The 12299-nt window shown below is 39.2% G+C and carries 9 protein-coding genes, 2 tRNA genes and 1 pseudogene; 8 read left to right on the plus strand and 4 right to left on the minus strand.

What is annotated here, in order from left to right; genetic code table 11:
* The first annotated feature begins 50 nt into the window (after positions 1–50).
* The gene (locus VLB74_RS07425; protein WP_325202826.1) at positions 51–851 is read left to right on the plus strand and encodes a bestrophin-like domain; all 801 of its coding nucleotides are present in this window, start codon (positions 51–53) and stop codon (positions 849–851) included.
* 51 nt (positions 852–902) lie between these two features.
* On the opposite strand, the gene VLB74_RS07430 is transcribed toward VLB74_RS07425, so the two are convergent.
* The 3 genes from VLB74_RS07430 to VLB74_RS07440 form a co-directional block, all read right to left on the minus strand.
* The gene (locus VLB74_RS07430; protein ID WP_325202827.1) at positions 903–3683 is read right to left on the minus strand and encodes an AsmA family protein; all 2781 of its coding nucleotides are present in this window, start codon (positions 3681–3683) and stop codon (positions 903–905) included.
* Positions 3684–3784: 101 nt separating this feature from the next.
* Complete coding sequence (locus tag VLB74_RS07435) at positions 3785–5554, minus strand: DUF885 domain-containing protein (protein ID WP_325202828.1); 1770 nt, start codon at positions 5552–5554, stop codon at positions 3785–3787.
* 28 nt (positions 5555–5582) lie between these two features.
* Positions 5583–5945, minus strand: a complete 363-nt coding sequence (locus VLB74_RS07440; protein ID WP_325202829.1) for a nuclear transport factor 2 family protein — start codon at positions 5943–5945, stop codon at positions 5583–5585.
* Between the two features lie 77 nt (positions 5946–6022).
* Between VLB74_RS07440 and VLB74_RS07445 the strand changes: the two genes are divergently transcribed.
* The 6 genes from VLB74_RS07445 to VLB74_RS07470 all read left to right on the plus strand — a co-directional run bounded on the left by VLB74_RS07445 (position 6023) and on the right by VLB74_RS07470 (position 11513).
* Positions 6023–6949: a DUF58 domain-containing protein gene (locus tag VLB74_RS07445; protein ID WP_325202830.1), complete on the plus strand. Its 927-nt coding sequence runs from the start codon at positions 6023–6025 to the stop codon at positions 6947–6949.
* Between the two features lie 86 nt (positions 6950–7035).
* A tRNA-Asp gene (locus VLB74_RS07450) sits at positions 7036–7112 on the plus strand.
* Between the two features lie 272 nt (positions 7113–7384).
* Positions 7385–7461: transfer RNA gene (locus VLB74_RS07455), tRNA-Asp, on the plus strand.
* A 47-nt stretch (positions 7462–7508) separates the two neighbouring features.
* Complete coding sequence (locus VLB74_RS07460) at positions 7509–7778, plus strand: GIY-YIG nuclease family protein (RefSeq protein ID WP_325202831.1); 270 nt, start codon at positions 7509–7511, stop codon at positions 7776–7778.
* A 274-nt stretch (positions 7779–8052) separates the two neighbouring features.
* Complete coding sequence (locus tag VLB74_RS07465; protein ID WP_325202832.1) at positions 8053–10590, plus strand: DUF7619 domain-containing protein; 2538 nt, start codon at positions 8053–8055, stop codon at positions 10588–10590.
* Between the two features lie 65 nt (positions 10591–10655).
* The gene (locus tag VLB74_RS07470) at positions 10656–11513 is read left to right on the plus strand and encodes a DMT family transporter (RefSeq protein WP_325202833.1); all 858 of its coding nucleotides are present in this window, start codon (positions 10656–10658) and stop codon (positions 11511–11513) included.
* Here VLB74_RS07470 and VLB74_RS07475 read toward each other — a convergent pair.
* Positions 11510–12010, minus strand: coding sequence for a DUF456 domain-containing protein (locus VLB74_RS07475; protein WP_325202834.1), 501 nt, complete (start codon positions 12008–12010; stop codon positions 11510–11512). The two genes, VLB74_RS07470 and VLB74_RS07475, sit on opposite strands and share 4 nt — an antisense overlap.
* A 42-nt stretch (positions 12011–12052) precedes the next feature.
* Between VLB74_RS07475 and VLB74_RS07480 the strand changes: the two are divergent.
* Positions 12053–12299 (plus strand): annotated as a pseudogene (locus VLB74_RS07480) (hypothetical protein); the annotation flags it as partial.

Genomic DNA, 12299 nt, shown 5'->3' on the forward strand with positions numbered 1-12299 from the left:
TAATAGTTTAAATTAAGCAGCATTCATTCCTGCGCTAAAAAAATTAAGCAATGCACCTGGACGATATACCTATCGGACTCTTTTTTTTACTGACATGCTTGTTGGTGATATTTTCCATTGACGGAGGCTACAGGGTTGGAAACAGGGTTCACAAAAAATCCGACCAGGAAAAGGAGTCGCCCGTATCCGGTATTTCGGGTTCCATTTTAGGCTTATTAGCCTTTATTTTGGTTTTCACCTTTAACATTGTTTCCGAAAGATACGATACAAAAAGAGCACTTGTTCGTGAGGATGCCAATGCCATTCGAAGCGCATGGCTCAGATCCGAGTTTCTTGAGGAACCAGACCGCAGTAACAGTCAAAAACTGATTAAAGAATATGTCAACATGCGCGCCAATCTCCCCAATATTCTATTGCCTTCTCAACAAACATCAGCCAAAATAGAAAAAACGATAGACAAATCATCCAAAATCCATTCCCAGCTCTTTGATATTGCAGTCGCAAACGGAAAAAAAGACTTGAATTCAGACATAGGCGCTTTATATGTTGAAGCGATAAACGACATAATCAGCACTCACTACGAAAGAGTCGCCGTCGGATGGCAAGCAAGGGTTCCGAATGGATTTTGGCTTGTGCTCTTCATCTTAATAATCCTGTCCATGTTTTCAGTTGGGTACCAAATGGCCATTGCCGGATCCAGCCGGTCGTGGTCAACACTCATTTTAGTATTCTCTTTTTCGCTTGTAATCACTTTGATTGCGGTACTGGATCGACCACAGAACAATTTCATCAGGGTTTCACAACAGCCAATGATTGATTTACAGGAATTCATCAATTCAGACGCAAAATAAACAAACCCAGAACAAATTAACCCTGGGTTTTATCATTGATATGTAAAAAAATTAAGGGATTTGGGCAACACCGGTTCCACTAACCGTGCTGTCATATTCCTTTTCTTCCAGATCTTCGGTTTGCTTGCCTATTTTTATTTTAGGATTCTCCTGTGTTCCCGTAATGGTAATCGGAATACCGATGATTCCAAAAGGAGGTAATCCCAAACGCATTTTCAGATTCAGCTTACCGTCAAGAGAAACCTGTCCTTCGATTCTCGGGCGGAATCCGGAGACTTTAAATTTGAACCGCTCAATGGTCATGATGTTGTTTTTCACCGTGGTTTTAATATCGATATTCGAAAGCTTCGGATCCTTCATTTCATCGTGATTCGTTTTCTTACCTACCGTATTAAACAGTTTATAGCCTTTCATTTTCACATCCCGAACCGACAAAACTCCCCCGCCTTTCAATGAAGGATAAATAGGATCCATATTCCCATCCAAATGACCGCCGATCGTATAATCCAAAGAAACGATTCCTTCAGCACTTTCGGCCGCAGAAGCCATTTCACGAAACATTTTTATCTCATTGTAAGCCTTTTTTACATCAAAATCTTCCGCCTTGATTGAATAATCAAAAGCAGCCTTTTGAGATGACAACGCATTATAAGTCGCATTCATCGCAAACGGACTTCCAATCAACGTAAATCGGGCATCTTTCATCTTAATCGTTCCGTCTTTCATCGCCACACCCCCATTCAGTTTATCAATATTCAATCCCTGAAAATTGACTTTTTGAGCCCTGGCTTTGAGATCGAAATCATAATTGGGAGGAATCACCACAACCCCTGTTCCTTTCTTCTCTTGTTCCGGAAGATTTTCATCTGAAGTTGCAACACTTACCGAATCCACAGGAACAGAAGTCATAAATTCATCCACATTAATATAATCAGAATCTACCGAGAATTCCCCTTTTAGGACGGCTTTATCCGACATGACAAAATTGATGACATTCTGCATTTTTCCGTTCATTCTAAAATCGGACTGACCATAGACCGCACGGAAATCTTTAAAATACATATCATTCTGATTGAAGGTAAACAGGCCTTCTTTAATAACAAACGGCAAAGGAAGGTAGTCCGATTTTGTTCGGATATCCCGCAAAACCAAAGTCCCTTTATTATTCAGCCTGTTGTAATTCCCGTGTACCGCATCACTTTGCGTTCCTTTCAGACTCACATCTGCCTTCACGTAACCCTGAACATCAAGATCTTTTCTGGAAAAAACCTTATAGATACGTCCTACGTCCAATTCCCCTTTGGCTTTAATATCGTATGCGATATCGTCGAAATTCTGCAGATCCGCATCAATAAAAATCGGTTTCCCTTCAAAGTTAAAGCTGCCCGGTCTAACCGCGATTTTTAAATCTTTATACTGCCCGGTTGTATTCAAAACACTGGCCGAGAGATTTATATTATCGATCGGATTCGGATAATATTCTGTTTTTATAGCCCCATTCTGCCATACCAAATCGCCTTTCGTTACCGGGAACAAACGCGCATTCTGATCAAATTTCCCATTGGCTTTAATATCCGCTTTTAGAATCCCTTTGAAACTCATATTTTGAAGCCCTATGGCACGGTTCAGTTTCCCTAAATCGAGTTGTGATTTGATTTTAGCATTGATATCAGGTGTTTCCAATCCATTCACTACAGCAATCCCGCTGAAATAGTCTTTACCGACATTGAAAAACAACGAGTCGACTTTCACATACATTTTATCAGTATTTAACGCAGGGATTTTTGTATCGAAATTCAGGTAAATGCTCGATGCCGGGACATTGGCTTTCTTATACGAGACAAAACCGTCGCGGACCTTCATATTGAACATCAAATCCGGATTCTGGTTTTTAGACACATCTGAAACCCCTTTAAGCACCAGTAAAAAATCTGTTTTGCCGCTTATTTCAGCTTGTTCGAGCCATTTTATGTATTGAGGTGGCAATGCTGTAAAAAAATCGTGCAGTTGGCTGTTTTGGGATTTCACACTTAAATCGATATCATAACCACTCTTTAGAATGTTCAGTTTCCCGTTAAAATCAATAGGAAGTTTGTTTAAAATCAGATTGTTCTGCTGAAAAACGAATTCCAGTGAATTGGTATTGATTCTTGTAATCAATTCAGCATCCACTTTTTTATTTTTAAGATATTCCTCTCCTTCAAAAACCAGATCGAAGGAAGTAATAGAGGCTTTGGTTTTCAGGTCAAAAATCGCTTCATGCAAATCGCCTTTTCCTATATAATCAAACCCTTGGGCAGTTATCAGAATGTCAGATGACTTGTCATCATACACAAAACGACTGTCCTGAATAACTATTTTATCGAGCCTCAAGGAAGCTTCAGACTCGTCTTTTTTCTCTTTCTTACTTTCGGAAACATAAACATTGTAATTCGCCTCCCCTTTCTCATTTATTCTGACATCGATTTTAGCCTTTGAAATAAAAATCTCATCGATTTTAACTTCTCCCCCAAAAATAAGCGACTTGATATTGATCCCGAAGGCAACTTCTTGCGAAGAAACCAGATTCTGCTTGGCAAAGGGCGCCGAACCTTTCAAAGAAAAATCCTCAACCGTAAGGGTTAACGAAGGAAAATGCTTGAAGAAGTAAAGATTGGCTTTGGAAAAATTCAGTTCACCTTTCAGTCTTTTATTGGCCAAACCCCTAACCTCCTGACCAATTTTACCCGGAAACAAAATCGGCAATAAGTACATGAGAAGCAATAGAGACCCAATCGCTATTACAGTGATTTTTAATATTTTAAAAATTAAAGGCTTGCGATTCGTAGTCATATTACAAAATTACGAAGCCATTTCGTTTTATAATGTATTTCCCTACTTAACGCCCTATATACTCGTTAAAATGCTTCCTTAAGAAAATAAAAAAGAGGGAATCAATTCCCTCTTTCTATCCAATCGTTTATTTTTTTCTCGAGCAGCGCCAAAGGCATTACTCCGGACTCCAGTACTTTTTGGTGGAACAGCCTGATGTCAAATTTATCTTTCATTTTATTTTCGGCCTTTTTACGAAGCTCGATAATCTTCAGTTGTCCAATTTTATAGGATAAAGCCTGGCCCGGCATTGCCATATAACGCTCTACTTCCGAGATGATACTTGCTTCGCTTTCCGCTTCATTTTCCAAAGAATATTTAATGGCCTGTTCACGTGTCCAGCCTTTGTCATGCAAACCGGTATCGACCACCAGGCGGATAGCCCTGTGCATTTCATTACCCAACATTCCGAAATACTGGTACGGATCGGTATACAACCCTAATTCCTTACCTAAACTTTCCGTATACAAAGCCCATCCTTCGCCATAAGCACCAAACCAATTGAACCTTCTGAAATCAGGCAATTCTTTATTTTCCTGCTGCAGCGAAACCTGGAAATGATGCCCTGGAATCGCTTCGTGCAAAAACAAATCCTCGTCACCATAACAATTGTATTTTGTCACATCCGGAATCGGCACATAGAAAATCCCGGGTCTTGAACCATCGGCAGTTCCCTGAATGTATTCTGCACTGGCTGTTTTTTCACGAAACGCTTCCACTCTTCGGATTTCAAAGGGTGTTTTAGGCTGCAGTGAGAACAGTTTATCCACATTAGGTTTGATTTTTTTATGGATGGCCTCGAAATTCGCGATTACCTCTTCCGGTTTTTTGAAAGGCATCAATTCCGGTTTATTCCGAACATAATCGAAAAATTCCACGATCGTTCCCTTAAAGCCGACCTGCTCCTTCACCTTCTCCATTTCCGCTTTTAAACGCGCCACTTCTTTCAGACCTAATTCGTGAATATCGGCAGGTTTCTTATCGGTAGTAGTCCATTGTTTTACATAGACCGCATACAGCTCTTTTCCACCCGAAAGGCTTCCAATTCCGCTTGTTTTCCTGGAAGCCGGGAGGTATTTATCATTTAGAAAATCAGCCATCTTTCTAAATTGAGGCATCAGTTTTTCTGCTATTACCTTGGTGTAATCCGCCTTCAGGGAAAGTTTTGCTTCTTCTGAAAACGTTTTGGGCATTTTTTTAATAGTGGAATAGAAAATATTATCTTCAACATTTTCGGTAATCTGTCCTTCGAATTGCGGAATTACTTTTTCCGTAAGTACCGCCGGCAGAACCATTCGCTTTTGGATTCCTTTTTCCATATAGATTATCGCCGAATCTATCCAAACCGAATACAACTCCATCCTCTTCAGGAAATTACGATAATCTTTTTCCGTCTTAAATGGCTGGGCGTTGCTCCCGCTTGCAAATTGAGACATGGTCAGATGCGTACCCGAAAACTGATGAATCGGCATCAGATTAGCCTCCTGCTCCAATAGATCTTTCCCTATGGCCGTTTCCCATTTAATGATCTGATAACTGATTTTCTCTTCAGATGTAAGACTAGTCGTATCAACTTCCGAAAGTTGTTTTTCATACTTATCGAAAAATTTCCCTTGTTTTTCCCTATAGGCATCCGTCATCTCAAACACAAACTGATCATTGTACTCGTTTTGACCGTTAAGCGTCGCATCCAAAGGATTTAGCGCATTCTTTTCCTTGAAATAATTTTCGGTTACCGATTTAAAATCAACGACCATCTTTTCTTCTTTTTTACAGTTTACAAAAAGCAATGAAGTCAACAAAACCGAAGCTATAGAAAGCTTTTTTTTCATATTTCGAATTATTAAATATCAAATAATTTTATCCGTGATATACTCTTGATGCTATAATTTTCCCGTCACGAACTTCCAGAACCTCAGCCACCAGCATATCTTCTTCGCCATCCACCTGACGGATGTATTCCATAAAAATCCTATCGGTATTTGCTGTCAGTGAAGTTACTTTATAATGAAGGCTTGGCAAACGGTCGAACGCATCCTGCCACCAGTTGCGCATCGCCTCTTTCCCGACAACCAACCCGTTTGTTTCCGGCTGACGGATTTTTAATTTCGGGCTGAAATGTTGAGCTTCATCATCATAAAGCGCTAATAATTTTTCCAGTTGTTTTGTATTGAATGCCTCAAACCAACGAAAGGCTATTGATTGTAATGTTTCCGGACTCATCTTGATTTTATTGATAACACAAATATTGGAAATAAAATCCAAATCTGCATCACTCCTTTTTTCTTATCTTTGAATCTATGAAGATAGAAGGTCAAATAGAAAAAATATCGCGTTTTGAACATCTGGAGCTTTTAGCCAACCAGATTGTGGAAGGTTTTATTTCAGGAATGCACAAGAGTCCGTTTCATGGTTTTTCTGCCGAATTTGCCGAGCACAAAATCTACAATGCAGGCGAGAGCACCAAACATATAGATTGGAAGCTATACGCCAAAACCGATCGTTTATACACGAAACGCTTTGAAGAAGAGACCAATTTGCGCTGCCATTTGATTATTGACAATTCGTCTTCCATGCATTATCCGAAACTGAAAGAGGGTCAGTTCTTCTATGAAAACAAGATTGGGTTTTCTGTACTGGCTTCGGCAGTTTTAATGAATCTTTTGAAAAAACAAAGGGACGCTGTCGGGTTGAGCATTTATTCAGACTCCTATGATTATTATGCACCGGAAAAAGGAAGCGACCGTCATCATCGCATGCTTTTGAATCAGTTGGAATTGATTTTGCAAACGCCGAAAGAAGCAAAAAGAACAGACACGATAACTTACCTGCACCATATTGCCGAAAAAATGCACCGCCGTTCCATGATCATTTTATTTACGGATATGTTTCAGGGTGAAGATGACGAACGATTGTTCAAAGCACTGCAGCACTTAAAACACAACAAGCACAAGGTGGTTCTGTTTCATGTAATCGATAAGAAAACCGAATTTAATTTTGATTTTGACAACGCTCCACGAAAATTCATCGATGTAGAAACCGGGGAACAGGTAAACCTATTTGCCGAAAACATCAAAAGCGATTACGAAAAACTGGTTGAAGCTTACTTTGAAAAGGTCGCCAACACCTGTTCGCAGTACAAAATAAAATACGTTCCAGTTTCTGTAGACGAAAAATTTGAAAAAATATTGACCACCTATCTTGTTGAAAAACAAAAGTTTGGATAATCGAGTTGAAAAAAAATAAATTATTTTCACCAAAACATTTGGAAGAGTTGAAAATGGTTGTATATTTGCATCCGCAATAAAGCACTGGTTTGGTAGTTCAGTTGGTTAGAATACATGCCTGTCACGCATGGGGTCGCGGGTTCGAGTCCCGTCCAGACCGCCAGTCAAGAGTAAAGAAAGCCTTTCGAAAAGAAAGGCTTTTTTGCCCTCTTAGAAAATATTAAAAACAGTTGTGTTGTTTAGGTACGAAAGTACCAGGTTTAGTAGTTAGACCAATGAAAGGCTTTCCATTTTTATGGAGAGCTTTTTTAATTTAAACCAACAAGCACTTTCACAAAACTGAAAACCAATCACTTAAAAAAATATTGGTTTTTTTTCGAAAAAATATTGCATAAGGACAAATTTCAGCTTACTTTTGCAACGCAATAAAGCACTGGTTTGGTAGTTCAGTTGGTTAGAATACATGCCTGTCACGCATGGGGTCGCGGGTTCGAGTCCCGTCCAGACCGCCAGTAACAAAAAGCTTCGAGAAATCGGGGCTTTTTTATTTTCAGCCCATATGTTTTACGTTTATATCCTATATTCTGCAGAAAGCAACATCTACTACAAAGGATACACAACTAACCTTGAAAAACGTTTTGAACAACATAATTCCGACAAAAGTACTTACACTGCATCAAAGGGAATTTGGAAAATAGTATATTTCAAAGCCTATGAAACCAAAAGAGAAGCCTTGATTGAAGAAAAAAGATTAAAAAAACTAAACCGAAAATCTTTAGAACGATTACTCGGACAAAATTACAATACACACCTATCATCTCGTCTTTAAGACGAGACGGGTTCGGGTCCTCTCGTCATTAGACGAGACCAGTAACAAAAAAGCTCTTCAGAAATGAGGAGCTTTTTTTATTCTTAAAAAACCGATTTTATCACTTCCCTCTAAAGCATAGAGCTTTAAAAAATCAGCATCTCATTTTAAGCACTCGGAAATCATGCTTTATTTTGTTGTTTTTTAAAAAAATTACACAAAATTCGTACATTGCATACCAAATTAAATAAACTTACCACACATAACCCATTGGAAATAAAGCAATAATCATATTATGAAAAAAAACTACTTCATCTTTGCGCTTTTTATTCTACTCATTTCACCAATAACTCCGGTTTTTGCACAAACTCCGGTTTGCGGTGGAACATTCACCGACCCGGCAGGACCAAGTGCGAACTATGCAAATAACTCTGATTATACCGTAACAATCTACCCAAATGCTCCTGGAGAATTTGTCACCGTCACTTTTACTACCTTCGCTACGGAAGCAAACTGGGATGGCCTATATGTTTTTAATGGAAATTCCACCGCTTCTCCACAAATTAGCAGCGGAAATCCAATAGGAAATATTCCGGGCGGTATGCCTGGCGCTTATTGGGGGACAACAATCCCGGGACCATTTACTTCCTCTAGTATCGACGGCAGTTTAACATTTCGATTTAGAAGTGATTCATCAAATACAAGTACAGGCTGGATAGCAAATGTAACTTGTATCCCCCCAGCAACATGTATAGCCCCGACCACTCTTTCAATAAGCAATGTAACACAGACATCTTCCGTCTTGAGCTGGTCAAGCACAGACGCAACACAATGGGAAGTGTTATTGCTCCCAGGAAGTAGCGTTCCAACAGCCAATCAGACAGGAATCATAACCTCTGCAAATCCGTTTGTTTTCACAGGATTAAGCTGCGGAACATCATATAGAGCTTACGTAAAAAAAGTATGCAGTCCTTCCGACTCAAGTTCATGGTCAGGACCTGTAACTTTCACAACTACCGGAGGTTGTCCTCCACCAGTATACTCAACATGTGATGGAGCCAATTCCTTATGTGGTGCATTTGGAGTGCCATTCCCAAATACTACAGGGGTTGCCCCTCAGGGAACAATGGGCTGCCTTTACACAACTCCAAATCCAACATGGTTCACCTTTTCAGTAAATAGTCCCGGACTTATTAATTTGGGAATTGATCAAAGAACCCCGGGAAGCCCCACACAGAACCTTAGTGTCGACCACATTATTTATGGTCCTTATTCCTCACCCCTAACTCCTTGTAACGGGCAATTAACCCCCGACAAAATAGTTAGCTGTGGCAATTCCCCTTCTTTTACTGCTACTCAGTCAGGACAATATTATTTGATGGTGATGAACTTTAGCAATCAGCCGGGATATATCACGATTACAGAATTACCTACAACAACAGCTTCTTTAGAATGCACAGGCTTCCGCTTAAACGCATTTTTAGATGCCAATTCAAACGGGTTGAAAGATGTGGGAGAACAAAGCTTCCCACATGGACAATTTACACATGAGAAAAACAACGATGGAAACGTTCATTATACTGTATCATCAACAGGCATGACAACCATTATTGAAGGAAATCCGGCAAATACCTATGATTTTGCTTTTCAAATAGACACTCCGTATTCCCCTTATTTCACACTTGCTTCTCCTTCTTTTAATGACGTATCGGTTCCAACAGCAGGTGTAACAAATATCAACTTCCCTATTGTGGCCTCAAATCCGTATAATGATCTTGACGTAAACATTACCCCAATAGGACAACCTCGCCCTGGATTCACTTACAAAAACAGAATTCTGTATAAAAACAACGGAAACCAAACCATAAACGGGACAATTACCTTTGCAAAAGATGATGTCCTGTCTATTTCCAACATCTCGCAAACAGGAACCACATCAACGGCCAATGGATTTACTTACGATTTTATTAATTTACTGCCATTTGAAAGCAGAACAATCGAAGTTTCCATGCAGGTTCCTACTATACCTACGATTCAAATAGGTCTTCTTTTAACCAATACCGCAGCAGCAACTATTCTTTCCGGCAGTGATGCAATCATCTCAAACAACAATTACACATTGTCACAACAAATAGTAGGTTCTTATGATCCGAATGACATTACCGAAAGCCATGGAAACGAAATTACACATTCAACTTTCTCAGCAAATGACTATTTATACTATACAATTCAATTCGAAAATACAGGAACAGCTTCCGCTATCAATGTAAGAGTCAATAATGTCCTGAGTCCTGAATTAGATGAAACATCGATAAAAATGGTACATTCAAGCCATGGGTATGTAATGGACAGAGTTGGCAGTACCCTAAACTGGGAATTCGAAAACATCATGCTGCCGGCGACGAGTCAAAATCCGAACACGAGTAAAGGGTACATCGTCTACAAAATAAAACCTAACCCAGGTTATGCCATTGGAGATATTATCCCAAATACCGCTTCTATTTATTTTGATTTTAATCCCGCAATTACAACCAATACTTTTAATACGGAATTTGTTTCACAGCTTTCTGTAAGCGAATTTGAAAATGACAATTTCATTTTCTATCCGAATCCTGTAAAAGACATAATCACTGTTTCGGTTAAAAACAATCAGAAAGAAATTTCAAATATCACTATTTACGATATTTCCGGAAAAATTGTTCTGAACAAAACATTCTCAGCTTTGAGCGTATCCGAAACAATAGATTTGTCACAAGTATCCAAAGGGATGTATTTTATGGAAGTCACCACGCAATCAAATTTAAAAACGATTAAAAAACTAATAGTTGAATAGCAAAAGCCCCGATTAATAGGGGCTTTTTTATTTTTAATACTATATTTGTTTTTTACCAGAATCACATGAAAAACCCTCGTCTGGCATTACTAATCGGTATTTTCTGCATTTCCGTTTTTCCGATTCTGGTAAAATGGACTCCTGTTTCTGGTTTAAGTTCGGCTTTTTACCGAATGGCGATTGCAGCTGCCATAGCGCTTCCAATCGTGTTGCTCAGAAAAAAACTCGAAATTCCAAATCAAAAAACCGCACTGATTATAGTACTTGCCGGAATCTGTTTTGGATCCGACATCGCCGTTTGGAACATCGCCATTCAGCAATCTTCAGCAACACAAGCTACCTTATTAACCAATTTAGCTCCAATTTGGGTCGGATTGGGCATGTTTTTCTTTTTGCCGGAAAAACCCAAAAGAAATTTCTGGATCGGAGCCTTCTTCGCTATTTCAGGGATGATTGTATTAATCGGATATGAAACTTTTTACCAGTTAAAATTCGATATCGGTTTTTGCTTCGGAGTGCTTTCAGGAATTTTTTACGCCGCTTACATCCTGTTGAGCAAATACGTTCTAAACCAAATGCAGCCTATAAGTTTCATGACTTACAGCATGAGCGTTTCAAGTGTTTTTCTTGCTGTCGTATTATTGATTTTCAAACAACCTTTTTACGGATTTTCAGCCACCGTTTGGAGTATATTGTTCGTTCAGGGAGTCCTGTGCCAACTGATTGCATGGACACTGATTAGTTATGCCACTCAAAAAATGGAAGCCAACCGCGTTTCTCTCAGCCTACTCAGTCAGGTGTTAATTACTTCAATTATTGCATGGATTTTCCTGAAAGAAACCATAACCCTTCAAATGATTCTTGGTGGTCTTATCATCTTGTTCGGTATCAGCATCACTTTCTACAGAAGAAATCAAAACTAAAACCAAGAACTTCTGTATTCCCAAGCTTTTGCAAGGAACAATCCTAAATAAATCACACTGACTACGAATTTCATAAAGGTGGAAGTCAGAAAACCAATAAAAGAACCAGCCGCTGCTTTCATTGCTCTTTTATGATCCTTACTGTCATAAATCAGCTCCCCGATTAAAGCACCCACAAACGGACCAATAACCACACCCAAAGGAATTGGCGCTATCAGACCAATAATCAGTCCTATATTCGTTCCCCAGACTCCATACGAGCTTCCGCCAAATCGTTTTGTCCCTTTTGCCGGAATCACATAATCCAAAACAGTCACGATCACCACAATCAGCAATGTAATTCCCAAAACCCAATAATTATTCGGAACCGCTTTGGTGAGGTACAACAATAGCAATCCGACCCAACTGACAGACGGTCCAGGCAATACAGGAAGAACACTTCCCAAGAGTCCAACAATCATAAATACAAAACCGGTAATTAATAAAAAGTATTCCATCTTTTTTTTACTATTTTTGGCACTTAAAATTACACATTTACGATGTCTAAAAAACTTTTTGCCTTAACTGTCTTTTCACTAACGGTTTTTTCCTGTCAGCTTTTTGACAAGAAGACCCCGTCTGAAGACGAATTACTGCAAAAAGAACTGAAAAAAATCGACTGGAAAAAAGTAGATGCATTTCCATCGATCGATGCCTGTGATGTCATTACTGATGAAGCCCAGCGCAAACAATGTTTCTTCGAATATCTGACGCAGACCATTCAGGAGAAATTGAGTGTTGACACTT

The organism is Flavobacterium sp., assembly GCF_035456225.1.
Taxonomy (GTDB): domain Bacteria; phylum Bacteroidota; class Bacteroidia; order Flavobacteriales; family Flavobacteriaceae; genus Flavobacterium.